At 71.4% G+C, this 18,554-nt stretch carries 15 protein-coding genes; 7 read left to right on the forward strand and 8 right to left on the reverse strand.

The annotated features are described in order from the left end of the window. The first annotated feature begins 29 nt into the window (after positions 1–29). Positions 30–1,190 carry a GNAT family N-acetyltransferase gene (locus AC5JJ1_RS13230; protein WP_495785571.1) on the forward strand — a complete coding sequence of 387 codons (1,161 nt, stop codon included), beginning with the start codon at positions 30–32 and terminating at the stop codon, positions 1,188–1,190. Here the strand turns inward: AC5JJ1_RS13230 and AC5JJ1_RS13235 are convergent, their stop codons facing one another. Further along, a complete protein-coding gene (locus tag AC5JJ1_RS13235) occupies positions 1,191–2,786 on the reverse strand; it encodes an ABC transporter substrate-binding protein (protein WP_495785572.1) in 1,596 nt (531 codons plus the stop codon). 115 nt (positions 2,787–2,901) lie between these two features. Between AC5JJ1_RS13235 and AC5JJ1_RS13240 the strand changes: the two genes are divergently transcribed. Genes AC5JJ1_RS13240 through AC5JJ1_RS13265 form a run of 6 tightly spaced genes read left to right on the forward strand, consistent with a single transcriptional unit; the run spans position 2,902 to position 7,925 of the window. Then, on the forward strand, positions 2,902–3,771 hold the full coding sequence (locus AC5JJ1_RS13240) for a DMT family transporter (RefSeq protein WP_495785573.1): 870 nt from the start codon (positions 2,902–2,904) through the stop codon (positions 3,769–3,771). After that, complete coding sequence (locus AC5JJ1_RS13245; protein WP_495785574.1) at positions 3,768–5,765, forward strand: DNA/RNA helicase domain-containing protein; 1,998 nt, start codon at positions 3,768–3,770, stop codon at positions 5,763–5,765. The genes AC5JJ1_RS13240 and AC5JJ1_RS13245 overlap by 4 nt, the downstream gene beginning before the upstream one ends. Positions 5,766–5,793: 28 nt before the next feature. Continuing rightward, the gene (locus AC5JJ1_RS13250; RefSeq protein WP_495785575.1) at positions 5,794–6,750 is read left to right on the forward strand and encodes an SPFH domain-containing protein; all 957 of its coding nucleotides are present in this window, start codon (positions 5,794–5,796) and stop codon (positions 6,748–6,750) included. Next, a complete protein-coding gene (locus AC5JJ1_RS13255; RefSeq protein WP_495785576.1) occupies positions 6,735–7,166 on the forward strand; it encodes an NfeD family protein in 432 nt (143 codons plus the stop codon). The genes AC5JJ1_RS13250 and AC5JJ1_RS13255 overlap by 16 nt, the downstream gene beginning before the upstream one ends. 45 nt (positions 7,167–7,211) lie before the next feature. After that, the gene (locus AC5JJ1_RS13260) at positions 7,212–7,556 is read left to right on the forward strand and encodes a hypothetical protein (protein ID WP_495785577.1); all 345 of its coding nucleotides are present in this window, start codon (positions 7,212–7,214) and stop codon (positions 7,554–7,556) included. A 9-nt stretch (positions 7,557–7,565) separates the two neighbouring features. Next, entirely contained in the window at positions 7,566–7,925 is a 360-nt protein-coding gene (locus tag AC5JJ1_RS13265; RefSeq protein WP_495785578.1) for a hypothetical protein, read from the forward strand. A gap of 6 nt (positions 7,926–7,931) precedes the next feature. Here AC5JJ1_RS13265 and AC5JJ1_RS13270 read toward each other — a convergent pair whose 3' ends face one another. From AC5JJ1_RS13270 to AC5JJ1_RS13300, 7 genes are all read right to left on the reverse strand, one after another. Further along, on the reverse strand, positions 7,932–8,963 hold the full coding sequence (locus AC5JJ1_RS13270) for an LLM class flavin-dependent oxidoreductase (protein WP_495785579.1): 1,032 nt from the start codon (positions 8,961–8,963) through the stop codon (positions 7,932–7,934). Between the two features lie 91 nt (positions 8,964–9,054). Further along, positions 9,055–10,329, reverse strand: coding sequence for a DUF445 domain-containing protein (locus tag AC5JJ1_RS13275; RefSeq protein WP_495785580.1), 1,275 nt, complete (start codon positions 10,327–10,329; stop codon positions 9,055–9,057). Positions 10,330–10,331: 2 nt separating this feature from the next. Beyond that, complete coding sequence (locus tag AC5JJ1_RS13280; protein ID WP_495785581.1) at positions 10,332–11,066, reverse strand: PIG-L deacetylase family protein; 735 nt, start codon at positions 11,064–11,066, stop codon at positions 10,332–10,334. Then, entirely contained in the window at positions 11,063–11,596 is a 534-nt protein-coding gene (ppa, locus tag AC5JJ1_RS13285; protein WP_495785582.1) for an inorganic diphosphatase, read from the reverse strand. The genes AC5JJ1_RS13280 and ppa overlap by 4 nt, the downstream gene beginning before the upstream one ends. Positions 11,597–11,697: 101 nt before the next feature. Next, complete coding sequence (locus AC5JJ1_RS13290; protein ID WP_495785583.1) at positions 11,698–14,031, reverse strand: xanthine dehydrogenase family protein molybdopterin-binding subunit; 2,334 nt, start codon at positions 14,029–14,031, stop codon at positions 11,698–11,700. Positions 14,032–14,109: 78 nt separating this feature from the next. Next, positions 14,110–15,357 carry a glycosyltransferase gene (locus AC5JJ1_RS13295; RefSeq protein WP_495785584.1) on the reverse strand — a complete coding sequence of 416 codons (1,248 nt, stop codon included), beginning with the start codon at positions 15,355–15,357 and terminating at the stop codon, positions 14,110–14,112. Continuing rightward, positions 15,354–18,548: an efflux RND transporter permease subunit gene (locus tag AC5JJ1_RS13300; RefSeq protein WP_495785585.1), complete on the reverse strand. Its 3,195-nt coding sequence runs from the start codon at positions 18,546–18,548 to the stop codon at positions 15,354–15,356. The genes AC5JJ1_RS13295 and AC5JJ1_RS13300 overlap by 4 nt, the downstream gene beginning before the upstream one ends. Positions 18,549–18,554: the final 6 nt, after the last annotated feature.

Genomic DNA, 18,554 nt, shown 5'->3' on the forward strand with positions numbered 1-18,554 from the left:
CCGCTGCGGCGCAGCACATGCTTCCGGCAATGGCCTCCACCAACCTGACCCTCAGCCTCCACCGCGCCATCGCCGAGGTGCCGGCCGCGGACTGGGATGCCTGCGCCGGCGGGGGCAACCCCTTCGTCAGCCATGCCTTCCTGGCCGCGCTCGAGGAAAGCGGCAGCGCCACCGCCCGCACCGGCTGGCTGCCGCAGCATGCGGTGCTGCGCGACCTCGGGGGCCGGATGCTGGCCTGTGCCCCCTGCTATGCGAAGAGCCACAGCCAGGGCGAATACGTTTTTGACTATGGCTGGGCCGACGCCTTCGAGCGGGCGGGCGGCCAGTACTACCCGAAGCTGCAGGTCTGCGCGCCCTTCAGCCCCGTCCCTGGGCCGCGGCTGCTGGTCCATCCCGAGGCTGGCATCGGCCCCGCCGCCATGGCGCAGGGGCTGGCCCAGGCCTGCGAGGATCTCGGCCTTTCCTCCGCCCATGTCACCTTCTGCGAGGGGGCGGAGTGGGAGGCGATGGGCGAGGCCGGCTGGCTGCAGCGGCTGGGGACGCAGTTCCACTGGCACAACAAGGGCTATGCGAGCTTCGAGGACTTCCTCGGCGCCCTGTCCTCGCGCAAGCGGAAGGCGATCCGGCGCGAGCGGCGCGATGCCGCGGCCTCCGGTTTCGTGCTGAAGACGTTGCGCGGGCCCGAGATCACGCCGAAGCACTGGCGCGCCTTCCACCGCTTCTACCGCAGCACCACCGACAAGAAGTGGGGCCGCAGCGCCTACCTCACCCAGCGCTTCTGGCCGCTGTTGGGCGAGGCGCTGGGCGATTCGGTGGTGCTGATGGTCGCCGAGCAGGATGGCGAGCCGGTCGCCGGCGCGCTGAACCTCCTGGGGCGGGAGGCGCTCTACGGCCGCAACTGGGGCAGTCTGGTCGACGCGCCCTTCCTGCATTTCGAGCTCTGCTACTACCGCGCCATCGACTTCGCCATCGAGCACGGCTTGCCGCGCGTGGAGGCCGGCGCGCAGGGCGAGCACAAGATCCAGCGCGGCTACCTGCCGGCGCCGACCTATAGCGGCCACTGGATCGCCCATGCCGGGCTGCGCCGCGCCGTCGGCGACTTCCTCGAGCGCGAGCGCCCGGCCATGCTGCGGGAGATGGAAGCCCTCGCCACCCTTTCCCCGTTCAGGAAGGATGGCGAGAGCGATTAGCTAGGCCCGCTTCACGCCCCAGAAGGAGATCACCTCCGAATTCGGCTCGGTGATCGTCCGCCGCCAGGCGGTGGGGGAGAAGTACTGGCCGAGCGGAAGGTAGGGCGCCTCCTCGAGTATCACCTGCTGGATCTCGGCGGCGATCTTCTGCTGGCCCTCGAGGTCTGGCGCATCAAACCAGGACAGCCGCAGCGCCTCCAGCCTCGGCAGGTTCGGCCAGCCGAACCAGGCATTCTGCCCATTGGCCCGCAGATAGGTCATGACGCCCGGATTGATGCCGTCCACCCCGTTCCAGGTGGTGTGGAACATGCTCCAGCCGCCCTTCTCGACCGGCTCCTTGCTGGAGCGGCGCTGCACCAGCGTGCCCCAGTCGCTCACCCGGAAATCGACCTTCATGCCGAGCTTCTTCAGGAGGTCCTGCCCGACCTCGCCGAGCGCGGTCAGCGCCGGCTGGTCGGTCGGGCTCAGCACTACCACCGTCTCGCCATTGTAGCCGGCCTCGCGCAGCTCGCGGCGGGAGCGTTCGAGGTCGCGCGGCCCGGTGATCGCCTCCATCCCCGCATCATTCGCCAGCGGCGTGCCCGGCGTGAAGACGCCGGCCCCCGCCTTCCAGAGTGAGGGATCGGCGCCCGCCGTCGCCGTCATGTAGTCGGCCTGCGACATGGCGCGGAGGATGGCGCGGCGGACCGCCGGCTTGTCGAAGGGCGGATGCAGCGTGTTGAAGATGCCGGTGCCGATGGTGCCGAGCGGGTTCCCGGTCTTCATCATGACGTCCCGCGCGCGGCGGAGGAGCGGCACCATGTCGTTCTGCGGGTTCTCCCACCAGTCGACCTCGCCGCTCTGCAAGGCGGCGACGGCGGTGGCCGGGTCCGGCATCACGACCCACTCGACGCGGTCGAAGAAGACCTGCTTCGGCCCGGCGGCCCATTCCGCCTTGCCGCCCTCGCGCGGCCTGTAGGCGGGGTTGCGCTCATAGACTACGCGGGCGCCGACGACGCGCTCATCCGCCTTGAAGCGGAAGGGGCCGGAGCCGATCGTCTCGCGGATCTGGGTGTTGGCATCGACGCTGGCGATGCGCTCCGGCATGACGAAGAGAGCGGAGGGCCCGACCTTCGCCAGCGTGGTCAGCATCGGGCCGAAGGGCTTGTTGAGGCGGATGGTGAAGACCCGGTCCTCAGGCGCCGCCATCTCCGCGACGCGGGCCATCAGCGCCTGGCCCAGCGCATCCCGCTGCGCCCAGCGCTTGATGGAGGCGACGCAGTCACGCCCACGCACCGGCTCGCCATCATGGAAGAGCAGGCCCTCGCGCAGGGTGAAGCGCCAGAGCAGCCCATCCCCTTCGACCACATGCCCTTCGACCATCTGCGGCTGCGGCTTCAGCTTGCTGTCGAGGCCGTAGAGCTGGTCGTAGACCATCATCGAGTGATGGCGCGTGATGTAGGCGGTGGTGAAGACCGGGTCGAGCACGGTCAGGTCCGACTGCGGGACGTAGCGCAGCACCCGCGAGGCGGCGGGCTGCGCCAGGGCTGGGTGAACCAGGGCGGGGCGGGCCAAGGTTGCGGCGGCGGCCCCTGTGAGCAGGGTGCGTCTCAGCATGATCGGTCTCTCCCGGCTGGGTTTTCGGGACCGGCGTCTCCGGCCGGGAGGCAAGCACCCCCCGATGCGTGGCGCAAGCGCCATGCTATGACCGGGGCGAGGGGGATTGCCGCCGGTGCTGCCTGCCTATGCCCAGCTGGCCGGCGCGATGGCGCTGGTCGGCGCCAATGTCGGCGTCGCCAAGCTGCTGGCGGTGGCGCTGCCGATCCCGATGATCGCCTGCCTGCGCTGCCTCCTCGCCTGCCTCGTGCTCTGGCCGCTGGCACGGGCGATGGAGGGGCGCGTCCGGGTCGGGGCCGCGGCGCTCCGCAACCTCGCCCTCCAGGCCTTGTTCGGCACCGCGCTCTACAATGCCGGGCTGCTGGCCGGCCTTCGGCTGACCACGGCGCTGGAAGGTGGCCTCGTCCTGGCGACGCTGCCGGCGGTCGTCGCCCTCGGCAGCGCGCTCTGGCTGCGGGAGCGGTTGGCGCCCCGGCAATGGGCGGCCGCCGGGTTGGCGGCGGGGGGGATGGCGGCGATCACCCTGGCGCGGCTCGGCGGCGACGGGGGCGGGCATTGGCTCGGCAACCTGCTGGTCTTCGGCGGGGTGATGGGGGAGGCGGCCTATGTGCTGCTCGCCAAGCGCATCGCGGGCACCGTGCCGGTGGTGACGGCGAGCCTCTGGATGCAGGCCTTCAGCGCGGCGATGCTGTTGCCGCTCTCCCTGCCGGGGATCGGCGCCCTGGCCGCGCTCGCCGAGCCCCGCCTCGCCGGGCTGCTCGTCTTCCACAGCCTGACGGCGAGCGTCGTCTGCCTGCTGCTCTGGTATGCCGGGCTCCGGCGCGTGCCGGCGGCGGTGGCCGGGGTCTTCACCGCTTTCCTGCCGGCCAGCTCCTCGCTGGTGGCGGTGGCGGTGCTGGGGGAGACGTTCACCATGGTGCATGGGGTGGGGTTCGTGCTGATGGGGGCGAGCCTGCTGCTGGCCACCTGGCCGAGGCGGCGATGAGGGCCTGGCTCCCCCTCTCGCTCGCCGAGTTCCGGCGGCTCGCGCCGGAGGATGTGGCCGCACGCCTCGCCTATGCTCAGGCCGGACGCTTCGCCACGCTGGAACTCGCCCAGCGCGCGGCCTGGGAGGCGGAGGCGCGCATCCTCGGCGTGGCGCTGGCGGAGGCCGACCCGGCCTGGCGGCTGCTCTTCGAATTCGACCTGATGCGGCTGGAGCGGCGGGCCGATGCGGTGCTGCTGACCGACCGGGCGATCTTCGCCATCGAGTTCGAGCATGGCGCCCGCGGCTTCGCCGCCGCCGACCTGCGGCAGGCGGAGGATTACGCGCTCGACCTGCACGACTTCCATGCCGGCAGCCGGCGTCATGCCGTAGTGCCGGTGCTGGTGGCGACCGAGGCGGCGGCGCCACGCCTCGCACCGCCGCTCTTCTGGCATGGCGTGGCGCCGGTGCAGATGGCGAATGCGGCGACGCTCGGCACCCTGATCGGCGGCATCCAGGCCGCCATCGGGCCGCCTTCCGTGCCGCTCAGCCCGCTCGCCTGGGAGGCCGCGCCCTACCGCCCGGTGCCGACGGCGCTGGAGGCAGCGACGCTGCTCTATCGGCGCCATTCCGTCGCCGAGCTTGCCGAGGCCAGGGCGGACGCGCCGAACCTGACCCGCACCACGGCAGCGATCGGCCGCGCCATCGAGGCGGCGCGGCGGGATGGCGCGCATTGCGTCGTCTTCGTCACCGGCGACCCGGGCGCGGGAAAGACGCTTTGCGGCCTCAACGTCGTCTTCGGCGCGTTGCGCGAGCACGGCGCGGCCTTCCTCACCGGCAACGTGCCGCTGGTCAGCGTGCTGCGCGAGGCGCTGGCGCGGAATGCGGCGCCACTGGGCGGCAAGCCCCGGGCCCGTGCCCATGCCGAGGCCAGCCGCGTGCTGCAGAACGTCCATCGCTTCCTCGACGAGCATGTGACGACGCGGGCGCATGAGGCGCCGGAGCATGTGATCGTCTTCGACGAGGCTCAGCGCGCCTGGGACGCGAGGCAGGCGACACGGGCCACGCAACGCCGGGTCAGCCGCCTCACCGCCAGCGAGCCGGCGCATGCGCTGGAAATCATGGGGCCGCATGCCGACTGGTCGGTGATCGTCGCGCTGATCGGCAATGGGCAGGAGATCAATACCGGCGAGGCGGGTCTGGCCGAATGGGGCCGCGTCATCGCCGGCGATCCGCGCTGGCGCGCCGTCGCCGCCCGCCGCGCGCTGGAGGCCGCCGAGCCGGCGCAGCGCCTGGCCGAGGCCCATCCGGGCGGGCTCGCCATCGACGACGACCTCGACCTCACCGTGCCGATGCGGAGCGTCCGCGATGCCGCCGGAGCGCCCTGGGTGGATGCCGTGCTTGCCGGCGAGGCCGAGAGCGCCCGCCACATCGCCGAGGCGGCGGGCGGCGTGCCCTTCTTTCTCACCCGCGACCTCGCCGCCTTGCGTGCCGGGTTGCCCGGCTTCCGCCGCGGGCTGCGCCGGGCCGGGCTGGTCGCCTCCGCCGGGGCGAGGCGGCTGCGGGCGGAGGGGCTCGGCGTGCAGGTGGCGGATGTGGCGGACTGGTTCCTGAACCGCTGGCCCGATATCCGCGGCTCCGAGGAGCTCGAGACCTTCGCCACGGAGTATGACTGCCAGGGGCTGGAGCTGGATGTGGTCGGCCTCGCCTGGGGCGGCGACTTCATCCGTGGCGAGGGCGGCTGGCAGCCACGGCGCTTCGCCGGCGATGGCTGGCAGCGCGTGCGGGGCACGGAGGAGCGCCTCTTCATCCGCAACACCTACCGCGTGCTTCTCACCCGCGCCCGCTACGAGACCATCCTCTGGGTCCCGCCCGGCTCCCCGGCCAGCGACCCCTTCCACGACCGCACCCGGCCAGCGGCGGAGATGGATGCGATCGCCGGCTTCCTGCTCGCCTGCGGCGCCCGGCCGCTGCCCGCGCCATCCCCGCCCCGGCCGGCCGTTTCGTTGCTATGATCGCCACCCAACCTCCGCGGAGCCCTCCATGACCGGCGCCACGATCGTCCTTGTCGTCCTGCTGCTGCTTGCCATCGTCACCGCGGCCCGGGGCATCCGCACCGTGCCGCAGGGCCAGGTCTGGACGGTGGAGCGCTTCGGCGCCTTCACCCGCCTGCTCCAGCCGGGGCTGAACTTCCTCATCCCGTTCATCGACAATGTCGGCCACAAGCTGAACGTGCAGGAGGTGGTGCTCGACATCCCCGAGCAGTCGGTCATCACCAAGGACAATGCGACGGTCGTGGTCGACGGCATCGTCTATTACCGCGTGATGGACCCGGCCAAGGCCGCCTACCAGGTGCAGAACCTGACCCAGGCGCTGAACGCCCTGGCGATGACCAACATCCGCGCCGTCATCGGCGAGATGGACCTCGACGCGACGCTCTCCTCGCGCGAGCGCATCAACTCCTCCCTGCTCAACATCCTCGACGGCGCGACGGACCCCTGGGGCGTCAAGGTCAGCCGCGTCGAGCTGCGCAAGGTGGAGCCGCCGGAGAACCTCGTCCGCGCCATGAACCTGCAGATGACCGCGGAGCGCGAGCGCCGCGCCGCGGTGATGAAGGCCGAGGGCGACCGCGCGGCCGCCATCCAGCGCGCCGAGGGCGAGAAGCAGGCCCTCGTCCTCCAGGCCGAGGGGCGGCAGCAGGCGGCGATGCGCGATGCCGAGGCCCGCGAGCGGCTGGCCGAGGCGGAGGCGCGCGCGACCGAGATGGTCGCCGCCGCGGCCGCCGGCGCGGGCGGCGATGCGCTGCGCTACTTCATCGCCGACAAATACGTGAAGGCCTTCGAGGCCCTGGCGGCCAACCCGTCCAGCAAGCTGGTGGTGGTGCCGATGGAGGCCTCCGCCATGGCCGGCGGCATCGCCCAGGCGATGGAGCTGCTGCGGCAGGGCCTGCCCGCCTCCGGGGCCGCGCCGGCGGGGAGCAATCCGTGGAACCGGGGCTGATCTGGATCCTCGCCGGCCTGCTGCTGCTGCTGGCGGAGCTGGCGATCCCCGGCGTCTTCCTGGTCTGGATCGGCCTCGCCGCCCTCGGCACCGGGGTCCTGCAGCTGCTGACCGTGCTGCCCTTCGGGATGGTGGTGGCGGTCTTCCTGCCGCTGCTCGGGGCCGGCATCTGGCTGTCGCTGCGGCTGCGCCGGGCGGCGCCCGCGGCGGCGCTCAACACGCCCGGCTCCGGCCTCGTCGGGCGGAGCGGGATGCTGCTGCCGCTCGGCGAGGCGGAGGGGCCGGGGCTTCGCGTCCGCATCGGCGATTCCGAATGGCAGGCGCGGCTGCCGCTCGAGATCAAGGCGCCGGAGCGGCCACTCCGCGTCCGGGTGGAGGCCGTTGAGGGCACGACGCTGATCGTGCGGCCGGAATAGCGGGGCGGGCTTGAACCGGGCAGGGGATGCGGCAACATCCTCCCCATGGACGCATTCCGGCGCCCCGGCCCGCCTGGCCGGGACCCATCCCCGCCCGTGCTCGACATGACGCCGGAGGGGGAATTCCGGGACCCTCTCCCACCGCGCCGGACTTGGCTGGACCGGGCGCTGGGCCGGGTCGGCGGGCTTGCCCTGCTGGTGACGCTCGCCACGGGCGGGCTGCTGGTGGTGGCGCTGGCCGTCGTCTTCATCGGGCTGCTGCTGCCGGTGCTGATCGGCGCGGGGCTGGTTGCCTTCGGCACGCTCTGGTGGCGGGTGCGGCGCGCGCGCCGGGCCGGCGGGCTCGGGGGCGGACCAAGGCCGGTGCGCTTCGTCGTTATCCGGCGCTGAACCCGCCCCATGCCTGCGACCATGGCGGGCGAGCGGCCTCCCTTCCGCATCGACCCCGCGCGGCTCTATGAGGTCGGGCGGGATGGCACGCCTCATACCGACACGAGCGAGGCGCCGGAATGGCTTGGCCTGCGCCACCGGCGCCTCCTCGGCTGGGTGATGCTCAGCGGAGGGGTTGTGGGCGTGCTGGCAGGCCTGTCGGCGCTCTGCCTCCTGCTCGGGGCGAGGCTTTGGGCAGCGGGCTTCGCCCTGGCGATGCTGGCGGCGGCGCCCCTGGTCGCGGTCGGGCCGGGGCTCGACTGGTGGCGGCACCGCAGGCCGCATCGGCGGCGGCATCGCAGCCGCAGCCCGGACTTCCCGCCCGGCTGAAGGCGCCTATTCGGCGGCGAGGGGCGCCGCGGTCCGCAGCCCGAAGGCCTCGGCGAGCAGCCGGTAGCTGCGCTGCCGCGCCGCCGGGTCGTGGCAGGGGCTGAGCACCGCCACCTCCTGCGCGCCATGCGCCGCGGCCAGGGCCTCGAGCCTCGCCTTCACCTGCTCCGGTGCGCCGACGATCGCCCTGGCACGGATGCGGTCGAGATGCGCCCGCTCCGCCTCGGCATAGGGGTAGGCCTCCGCCTCCTCAACGCTCGGCAGGGGCGGGAAGTGGCCGGCATCGCGGAACAGCCGCCAGAGCTCGCGCGACTTGTAGAGCCGCCAAGCCTCCGCCTCGGTGTCGGCGGTCAGTGCGAAGACGCCGAGGGCGCAATGCGGCGCGGCGAGGCGGCCGGGCTGCGGGCGGAAGCCCTCGCGGTAAAGCGCCGTCACCCCCTCCGACCCGCGGTCCGAGATGAAATGCGCGAAGCAGTAGGGCAGGCCGAGATAGGCCGCGAGCTGCGCCCCGTAGTCGCTGGAGCCGAGGATCCAGACCTCCGGCCGCGTCGGCACCTGCGGGTTGGCGGCGACCTGGCGGAAAGGGTGCCCCTCCGGCAACCCGTCGCCGAGCCAGCCGAGCAGGTCCATCACCTGGCTGGGGAAGCGGTCCGCCGCCTCGCGGGCCTGCGGGTTCAGGGCGAAGGCCGTGCGCCCGTCGCTCCCCGGCGCCCGTCCGAGGCCGAGATCGATCCGCCCCGGCGCGATCGCCTCCGCCACCTTGAACTGCTCGGCGACCTTCAGCGCCGCGTAGTGCGGCAGCATCACCCCTGCCGTGCCGACGCGGATGCGCCGCGTGGTGGCGGCGATGGCTGCGACCAGCATCTCCGGCGCCGAGCCGGCATGGGCTTCGCTGTTGTGGTGCTCGGCCAGCCAGTAGCGGCCATAGCCCCAGTCATCGGCGAGTCGGGCGAGGGCCAGCGTCTCGCGGATCGCCGCATCGGCGCCGCGGCCCGAGGCGATGGTCGATTGGTCGAGGATGGCGAGGCGGAGGGTCATGGCGGAACTCTAGCCGCCCTGGTCGCCGGCGGAAGGGGCTCAGGCCGGTGGAGTGGCGACGGCATCACCACCCGACGCAACGGCGGCCCGGTCAGAAGGACACGCGGCCGAAGACCGCCGTCAGCACGGCGAAGAGCGCGCCGCCGACCAGGAAGCCGACCAGCGTGCCGTTCATCCGCACATATTGCAGGTCCCGCCCGACGCGGAGCTCGATCTTCTCCGTCACCTGCGCCGTGTCCCAGCCGGCGACGACCTGGGCGATGAAGCCCGCGAGCTGCGCCCGGGCAGCGGGCAGGACGGTGGCGATCAGCCGCTCCGCCGCGCGGTTCAGCCTGTCGCGCGCCGCCTGGTCCTGGGCCAGCAGGGTGCCGGCATTGGCGAAGGCGCCCTCCAGCAGCGCGACGGTGCGGCCCTGCGGGTTGCCGGCATCGGCCGCCAGCGCGGCCTTCAGCCGGTCCCAGATGTCACCGATCCAGGCCGCGACGGTGGGATGGGCGATGGCCTGGCGCAGCGCCCGGCCGACGGCGGCCGCCCGCTCCGGGTCGCTCTCCAGCCTGTCGATCTCGCTCCGGAGCCAGGTCTCGAAGGCGGCGCGGAGGTCGCTGTCGGAGGGCTCCACCCGCGCCAGCTCCGCATTGACGGTGGTGAGGACGCGGCGGGCGACCGCGGCACCGGCCAGCCAGCCGACCAGGGCGCCGCCCTCCGCCCGGACCCGCGTCTCGATGGCGGTGCGGAGCTGGTCCTCCTTGCTGGCGAGGATGGTCCGGAGCTGGCCGATGGCGAGGTCGAAGACCTCGTTGTGCCGCCCGCCCGCCATCAGCGTCCGCAGCGCCTGGGCGATGATGCGCGCCCCGCCCGGCCCGGCCGCCATGCGCGGCAGCAGCCGGCCCAGCAGGCGGCGCGCGCGGCCATCCTCGATGCTGACCAGCAGCTTCGGCAGGCTGGCGGCGACCGCCTCCGCGGCCGGGCGGGCGGCGGCCGGGTCGGCCATCACCTCGCGCAGGATGCCGGCGACATCCAGGCGGCCGATCACCCGGCGGACCTCCGCCTCGGTGAAGACATGGTTGGCGACGAAGCGGCCGAGTCCCTGGCCCAGCCGCTCCTTCTGGCGGGGGATGATCGCCGTATGCGGGATCGGCAGCCCGAGCGGCCGGCGGAACAGGGCGGTGACCGCGAACCAGTCGGCGATGCCGCCGACGACGCCGGCCTTGGCCGAGGCCTGGAGCATGTCCGTCCAGTAGCCCGGCGGCAGCCAGTAGGCGAGCACCAGCAGCGCCGCCATGCCGATCAGCAGGCCGGTGGCGATGGCACGATGGATGGCGAGCGCACGGCGAAGCGGCGCCTCGGGGTCGGCGACGGGCGGCAAGGTCAGGCCAGGCTCTCCACCACATGCGGGAAGACGGATTGATAGCCCTCCCCATGCACGACGGCACGCTCGGAATTCCGCGCCGCCTGGGCGCCGCGCTGCAGGGCGACGCGGGTATAGTACTCCCAGAGATGCTCCTGCCCCGCCATGCAGCGGATGGCGGCCCGCTTCCGCTCCCAGACCGGGGTGATGTCGAGCAGCATGTCGGGCATCCAGCCGCACTGCTCCGGCTGGTGCGGCTCGAACAGGTAGACGGGCGGCGCGCCGATCACCGGCACCCCCGGCTCATGCCCATGCGCCTGGGCGATGATGCGGGCATGCTGGGCGAAGTCGGTCGTCGTGGGATGATCGTGGTTGTAAGGATCCTCCCGGCTGTGCGTCAGCACGAAGCGCGGGCGGATGGCGCGGTAGAGCCCGGCCATCCGGAAGAGGCTCTCCTGCGAGAGCGTCAGCGGATAGTCGCCGAGATCCCAGAATTGCAGGTCGTGCACGCCGAGCGCGGCCGCGGCCCGCTCCGCCTCGCCCCGGCGCTCCGACTTGACGCGGTCGAGCGTCATGCCGGGCTGGCGCCAGAGCTTGGCGCTCTCGCCCCGTTCGCCGAAGGAGAGGCAGACGACCGTCACCTGCCAGCCCCGCGCCGCATGGAGGGCAATGGCACCGCCCGCCCGCCACACGAAATCCGCCGAATGGGCGCTGACGACCAGGGCGTTTCCGATGGGGGCCGTGCCGGCGCTCACCCCGCCGCCTTGGCCCGCTCGACGGCTTCCTGGATCAGCTGCTTGGCCTCCGCCGCGTCGCCCCAGCCGATGATCTTCACCCACTTGCCGGGCTCGAGATCCTTATAGTGCTCGAAGAAGTGCTTGATCTGGTCGAGCGTGATCTGCGGCAGGTCGGAATAGTTGGCGACCTTCTCGTAGCGCCGCGTCAGCTTGGTCGAGGGCACGGCAATGATCTTCTCGTCGACGCCGCCGTCGTCCTCCATCTTGAGCACGCCGACGGGGCGGACATTGATGACGGCGCCCGGCACGATCGGGCGGGTATTGGCGATCAGCACGTCGATCGGGTCGCCGTCGTCGCTCAGCGTGTGCGGGACGAAGCCGTAATTCCCGGGATAGCGCATCGGCGTGTAGAGGAAGCGGTCGACGACGAGCGTGCCGGCCTCCTTATCCATCTCGTACTTGATCGGCTCGCCGCCGATGGCGACCTCCACCACCACGTTGATGTCCTCGGGTGGGTTCTTGCCGATGGCGATGGCGTCGAGGCGCATGGACCGTGACTCTCCGGAAAGGGGCCCACAGGATGGGCGGTACCCCTTTCCTTACCATTGACCGGCCCTGCCGGGCGACTCCCCGGCAGGACGGGCAGTCCTCAGGCGGCCTTGGCCAGGTGGATCGCCTTCCACACGCTCTCCGGCGTCGCCGGCATGTCGACATGGGTGACGCCCATGGTCGAGAGCGCATCGACCAGCGCATTCATCAGCGCCGGCGGCGAGCCGACCGCCCCCGCCTCGCCGGCGCCCTTGACGCCGAGCGGGTTGGTCTCGCAGGGGACGGAGAGGAACTCCACCTCGATATCCGGCAGGTCCTCCGCCCGGGGCAGGGCGTAGTCCATGAAGGAGGCGGAGAGGAGCTGGCCGCTCTCCGGGTCATAGGCCGTCCGCTCATGCACCGCCTGGCCGATGCCCTGCGCCACGCCGCCATGTACCTGGCCGCGCACGATCATCGGGTTGATGGCATGGCCGACATCGTCCACCACGACATAGCGCGGCACGTCGATCAGCCCGGTATCCGGATCGACCTCGACCTCGGCGATGTGGCAGCCATTGGGGAAGGTGTGGGACTTGATCTCGGCCACCTCCGCCGCGTCGAGCAGCGTCGCCGGCTCGCCCCGCGCCGCCCGCTCCCGCTGGATGGTGGCGAGCGAGAGGATGTCGACGCCGCGATCCGTGCCGACCACCGAGAAGCGGCCGCCGGTCGTGGTGAACTCGATATCGGCGACCGAGGCCTCCAGATGCTCCGAGGCCGCCTGCTTGCCCTTCTCGATGACGGTCGCCGCCGTCAGCAGGATCGCCTGGCCCTCGGAGTAGAGGCTGCGGGCGCCGCCGGTGCCGCCGCCCGTCGGGATCTCGTCCGAATCGCCCTGGACGATGCGGATCTTCTCCATCGGGATGCCGAGCTCATGGCTGGTCAGCATGGCATAGGCGGTCTCGTGCCCCTGGCCGGTCGACTGCGTGCCGACCAGCACATCGACCATGCCGTCGGCCGCGAAGCGCACCTCGGCCCGCTCCGTCGGCCCGCCGCCCGTGGCTTCCAGGTAGTAGGCGACGCCGATGCCGCGGCGCTTGCCGCGCGCCTCGGAGGTGCGGCGCCGCGCGGCGAAGCCGGCCCAGTCGGCATTCTTCAACGCAGCATCGAGCACCGCGCCGAATTCGCCGCTGTCATAGCGCTGGCCGACGGCGGTGATGTAGGGCATGGCGCTCGCCGGTACCATGTTGCGCTTGCGCAACTCGATGCGGTCGATGCCCATCTCGCGCGCCGCGGCATCGATCAGCCGCTCGACGACATAGTTGCTCTCCGGCCGTCCGGCGCCGCGATAGGCGTCGACGGGAACGGTGTTGGTGAGCACGCCGATGACATGGGCGTGGATCGCCTGGAAGTTGTAGACGCTCGCCAGCACCTTGGTGCCCGCGCCGGTCGGGATCATCGGCGCGAAGGTCGAAAGATAGGCGCCCATGCCGGCATAGTTGGTGGTGCGCAGCGCGAGGAACTTGCCGTCCTTGTCGAGCGCCAGCTCCGCCTCGGTGATGTTGTCGCGTCCCTGGGTGTCGGACTGGAAGGCCTCCGTCCGCTCGCTCGTCCACTTCACCGGCCGGCCGAGGCGGCGGGCCGCCATGCAGACCAGCGCATACTCGCCATAAAGGTAGAGCTTCATGCCGAAGCCGCCGCCGACATCGGGCGTGACCACGCGGAACTTCTCCGGCGGCAGGTGGAAGACGCTCTCGGCCAGCAGGTTCTTCACTAGCCAGCTGCCCTGGGTGCCGCAGAAGAGGGTGAACTTCTCGTTCGCCGCATCGTATTCGGCGGTCGCGGCGCGGACCTCGAGGCTGTTCACGATGACGCGGTTGTTGACGACCGTCAGCTTCGTCACATGCGCGGCCTGCGCAACGAGGGCGTCGGCCTTGGCCTTGTCGCCCGTCTCCCAATCGAAGACGACATTGTTCGGGATCTCGTCCCAGACCGCCGGCGCACCGGGCTTGTAGGCCGTGGCGAGCTCGGTCGCGGCCGGCAGCAGGTCGTAATCGACCATCACCGCCTCGGCCCCGTCCCGCGCCGCCTCATGCGTCTCGGCGACGATGAAGGCGACCGGGTCGCCGACATGCCGCACCCGGTCCGTCGCCAGCGCGCCGCGCGGGGTGTTCGAGCGTTCAGTGCCGTCGCGGTTCTTCAGCGGAATGACGCAGGGGATCTCGCCGAGGCCCTCCTCCTGCCAGTCCTTGCCGGTGATGACGGCGAGCACGCCCGGCACCGCCATGGCGGCGGAGGTGTCGATCGACAGGATCTTCGCCGCCGCATGCGGGCTGCGCAGCACCATGCCATGGGCGACGCCCGGCATGGCGATGTCGTCGGTATAGCGGCCGCCGCCGATCAAGAGGCGCGGATCCTCGATGCGTCGCACCGGCTGGCTCAGACCGAATTTGGCCATGGGGAAACCCCTCCCGTTCGAATTCTCTTCCATCATCTGCGGAGGAAGGGGGGAACGGGAAGGGGGGTGGGCGTGAAATCACCGCGTGCGGAGCGCGGCCTCCACCCGGTCGCAGGCGGCGCCGACCCCGTCCTCGGCCCGGACCTCCCGGCCGATGGCACCCGCGCAGGCCTCCACCTCCGGGTTCTCCAGCAGCGGGGCGAGGGCGCGGGCCGCCCGTTCTGCCGTGTAGCGCCCGGCCGGCAGGCTGGCGGCGATGCCGAGGCGGGCGAGCCGCGCCGCATTGTCCGGCTGGTCGTGGCTGAAGGGCACCACCAGCATCGGCCGCCCGGCCCGCATCGCCTGCGCCGCGGTGCCGATGCCGCCCTGGTGGATGATGGCCGAAGCCGCCGGGAAGAGCGCGGCATGCGGCAGGTAGTCCATGGCCAGCACCCCTGGGGGGAGGGGGCCGAGCGCCGCCCGGTTCTCCGCCGTCCCGGTCAGCAGCACGGCGCGCTGGCCGAGGCGCCTCGCCGCATCCAGGCTCTCGGCGAAGAAGCGGCCCGGCGCGTAGATCGCGGCCGAGCCCAGGGTGAAGACCAGCGGCGGCGGCCCGGCAGCGAGGAAGCGGCCGAGCTCCCGCGGCATCGGTGCCGGCTCGTCCCAGAAGGGGAAGCCGGTCGGTGCCGGATCGGTCTGCATCAGCAGCGGCGAGAAGAGGGCGAGGGAGAAGGCCGGCGGCCGCGCGGCGTTGAGGAAAGGGTCGGCGGCAGGGGCAAGGCCGAGTTCCGCCCGGAAGGCCGCGACCTCGCGCGACCATCGCCCGACCGTCCATCGCCCGATGCCGCGGATCACGGGCCCTGCCAGCCGCCGCAGCCACTCCACCCGCCAGAGCCAGTCATAGCCGCCCGGGATGCCGGGATCGGTCGTCGAGAACAGGGTGAAGGGTTGGAGGTAGGCCGGCGCCCAGGGCAGGCCGCGCCGCTCCGCCACCATCGGGGCCGCGGCGGCGACCGGGCTGGCGAGGATGAGGTCGACGCCCTCCGAGGCCGCCATGAGGTCAGCATGGGCCTCGCGGATCGGCTCCACGACCAGGGTCCGCCAGACGAAGGCCGGCCCCGTCCGCGGATCCATCGCCCGGGCGAAGGCCTCGAGGTCCGGCGCGCCCTCCGGCATGGTCGGGCGCATCGGGGCGAAGCCGAGGCCCGCCGCCTCGACCTTGCCGCGATACCCCTCGGCAGTGGCGACCGTGACCCGGTGCCCCCGCCGTTCCAGCCCCGCCGCCACCGCCAGGTAGGGGAAGAGGTCCCCGAGCGAGCCGGTGGTGGCGAGGAGGATGCGGCTCAACGGCGGGTGCTGTCCGTCTTGTCCGGCGCCGGCTGCGGCGACTGGCCGGGGCCGATCGAGGCCGGCTCCACCGGGCGGACGCCCATCCAGCCCTTCACCCGCTCCCGGGTGCCCTGGAAGACGACATAGAGCATCGGGATCATGAAGATGCCGATGAGCGAGGCCGCCAGCATCCCGCCGAAGACCGGCGTGCCGACCGCGCGGCGCGAGAGCATTGCCGCCCCGCTCGCCGTCACCAGCGGCACCAGGCCGAGGACGAAGGCGATCGAGGTCATCATCACCGCGCGGAACCTGAGGCGCGATCCCTCGATCGCCGCGTCGCGGATGGACATGCCGCGCTCCCGCGCATCCTTGGCAAACTCGATGATCAGGATGCCGTTCTTCGCCGCCAGCGCGATCAGCACGACGAGGCCGATCTGCGCGTAGACGTCGAGGCTCAGGCCCGCGATCAGGATGGCGAGGAAAGAGCCGAGGCCGCCCACCGCCACCGACATCAGCACGGGGACGGGGATGGTCCAGCTCTCGTACAGCGCGACGAGGAAGAGGTAGGCGAAGAGGATGGCGAGCGCGACCACGTAGATGGTCTGCCCCGCCGCCAGCTTCTCCTGGTAGGCGGTGCCGGTCCATTCATAGCCGTAGCCGGACGGCAGGACCCGGCGCGACAGCTCCTCCATCGCCGCCAGCGCGTCGCCGGAGGAGACGCCCGGCTTCGGCGCGCCGTTGACCAGCACCGCACGGTAGTTGTTGTAGCGGCTGATCGTCTGCGGCCCGACAATGATCCGCACATCGGCGAAGGCGCGCAGCGGCACCATGTCGCCGCGGGTGCTGCGGACCCGGATGCGCCAGATGTCGTCGATGTCGTCGCGGTCCTGCGCCTCGGCCTGGATGTTCACCTGCCAGGTGCGGCCGAAGAGGTTGAAGTCGTTGACGTAGAAGCCGCCGAGCGAGGCCTGCAGCGCCGAGAAGATGTTGGAGATCGGGATGCCGAGCGCCTGCGCCTTGTCCCGGTCCACATCGAGGAAGAGCGAGGGCGTCGCCGCCGAGAAGGTCGAGAAGACCTGCTGCAGGCGGGGATCCTGGTTCGCCGCGATGACAAGGCCCAACATCGCGCTCCCCAGCTCCGCCGGGTCGCGGCCCTGGAGGTCCTGCAGCTGGTACTCGAAGCCGCCGCCGGTGCCGAGGCCGATGATCGGCGGCAGGTTGAAGGCGACGACCGTCGCGGTGCGCACATTGGCCCCCGCGCCGAAGACCCGCCCGATGGAAGCGAAGACCGAATCCGCCGGGTTGGTGCGCTGGTCGAAGGGCTTCAGCCGCGCCACGATGAAGGCGGAGTTGGACTGCGCGCCCTGGTCGATCAGCGAGAAGCCGACGATCGCCAGGATGTTCTCGACCGCCGGGATCCCGCGCAGGATGCCCTCGACCTGCTCCACCGTTGCCCGCGTGCGGGAGAGGGAGGCCGCCTGGGGCAGCGAGACCTGGATGAAGAAGGTGCCCTGGTCCTCCTGCGGCAGGAAGCCCTGCGGCGTCTTCGAGCCGATGGAGAAGATGCCGAAGGCGATCGCCGCCGTCAGCACCAGCGAGACGACCGAGAGCCGGACGATCCGCCGAACGACCGCCGCATAGCCGTCGCGCACCTTGTCGATGCCGCGCAGGACATACTTGATCGGCCCGCGCTTCGGCCCGGTATGGCGGAGGAAGAGGACGCAGAGCGCGGGCGAGAGGGTCAGCGCATTCAGCGCCGAGATCACCATCGCCGCCGAGATGGTCACCGCGAACTGGCGGAACAGGACACCCGACAGGCCGGGGATGAAGGCGATGGGGACGAAGACCGAGAGCAGCACCAGGGTGATGGCGATGATCGGCGCGGTGATCTCGGCCATGGCCTGCTTCACCGCGCGGTTGGGCTCCCAGTCAGGGTGCTCCTCCATCACCCGCTCGACATTCTCGACGACGACGATCGCGTCGTCGACGACGATGCCGATGGCCAGCACCATGGCGAGCAGCGAGACGGTGTTGGCGCTGTAGCCGATGGCCAGCAGGATGGCGAAGGCGCCAATCAGGCTCACCGGCACCGCGATGGTCGGGATGATCGTTGCCCGGAACGAGCCGAGGAAGAGGTAGACCACGATCACGACGAGGACGAAGGCCTCGATCAGGGTCTGGATGACCTCCTCGATCGTCTCCACCACGAAGGTCGAGCTGTCGTAGAGCACCTGCGCCCGCATCCCCTCGGGGAAGCGGGTCGACATCTCGTCCAGCGTGCGCTTCATCGCATTCGAGACGGTCACCGCATTGGCGCCGGGCGAGAGGTAGACGCCGACGGTGACGGCGGGCTGGCTGTTCAGCCGGCTCACCGTGTCCATGCTCTGCGCGCCGAGCTCGACCCGCGCCACGTCCCTCACCCGCAGGACGGAGCCGTCCGGGTTGGCGCGGATGATGATGTCGCTGAACTGCTCCGGCGTGATCAGCCGCCCGAGCGTCTGGATGTTCATCTGAAACTGCTGCGTGTCGGGGATCGGCTGGGCGCCGATGCGGCCGACCGCGGCCTGGATGTTCTGGCTCTGGATCGCCGTGATCAGGTCCTGCGGTGTCAGGTTGAGGCTGGTCAACCGGTCGATCTCGAACCAGACGCGCATGGAGTAATTCTGCGCGCCGAAGATGTTCACCTGGCCGACGCCCGGCACGCGCGCCATCCGGTCGACCATGTTGATCGTCAGGTAGTTCGACAGAAAGAGCGGCGTGTGGTCCGGATTGGTCGAGGTCAGCGCGATGAACTGCAGCACCGAGGAGGACTGCTTGCGCACGATCAAGCCCGCGCGCTGCACCTCCTGCGGCAATCGGGCGATGTTCGCCTGGATGCGGTTGTTGACGTTGACGGTGTTGATGTCCGGGTTCGACCCCAGGGCGAAGCTGACCGAGAGCTGGTAGGTGCCGTCATTGGCGCTGTTCGAGCGCATGTAGATCATGTTCTCGACACCGTTGACGGCGCTTTCGATGATCTGCGCGACGGTCGACTCGATGACGGCCGCCGAGGCGCCCGGGTAGTTGGCCTGCACCGAGACCTGGGGCGGGACGATGTCCGGGAACTGGGCGACGGGGATCCGCAGCAGGGCCAGCAGGCCGGCCAGGGTGATGACGATGGCGATGACGATCGCCAGGCGCGGGCGGTCGACGAAGACGCTCGAGATCATGGCGCG

The sequence above is a fragment of the Belnapia sp. genome (assembly GCF_059504005.1).

What these genes read in the sequence shown, in the direction of transcription:
- ppa (WP_495785582.1), bottom strand. Translation starts at nt 11,596, where the DNA reads ATGCGCCTCGACGCCATCGCCATCGGCAAGAACCCACCCGAGGACATC.
- AC5JJ1_RS13245 (WP_495785574.1), top strand. Translation starts at nt 3,768, where the DNA reads ATGAGGGCCTGGCTCCCCCTCTCGCTCGCCGAGTTCCGGCGGCTCGCG.
- AC5JJ1_RS13270 (WP_495785579.1), bottom strand. Translation starts at nt 8,963, where the DNA reads ATGACCCTCCGCCTCGCCATCCTCGACCAATCGACCATCGCCTCGGGC.
- AC5JJ1_RS13300 (WP_495785585.1), bottom strand. Translation starts at nt 18,548, where the DNA reads ATGATCTCGAGCGTCTTCGTCGACCGCCCGCGCCTGGCGATCGTCATC.
- AC5JJ1_RS13260 (WP_495785577.1), top strand. Translation starts at nt 7,212, where the DNA reads ATGGACGCATTCCGGCGCCCCGGCCCGCCTGGCCGGGACCCATCCCCG.
- AC5JJ1_RS13250 (WP_495785575.1), top strand. Translation starts at nt 5,794, where the DNA reads ATGACCGGCGCCACGATCGTCCTTGTCGTCCTGCTGCTGCTTGCCATC.
- AC5JJ1_RS13265 (WP_495785578.1), top strand. Translation starts at nt 7,566, where the DNA reads ATGCCTGCGACCATGGCGGGCGAGCGGCCTCCCTTCCGCATCGACCCC.
- AC5JJ1_RS13290 (WP_495785583.1), bottom strand. Translation starts at nt 14,031, where the DNA reads ATGGCCAAATTCGGTCTGAGCCAGCCGGTGCGACGCATCGAGGATCCG.
- AC5JJ1_RS13230 (WP_495785571.1), top strand. Translation starts at nt 30, where the DNA reads ATGGCCTCCACCAACCTGACCCTCAGCCTCCACCGCGCCATCGCCGAG.
- AC5JJ1_RS13235 (WP_495785572.1), bottom strand. Translation starts at nt 2,786, where the DNA reads ATGCTGAGACGCACCCTGCTCACAGGGGCCGCCGCCGCAACCTTGGCC.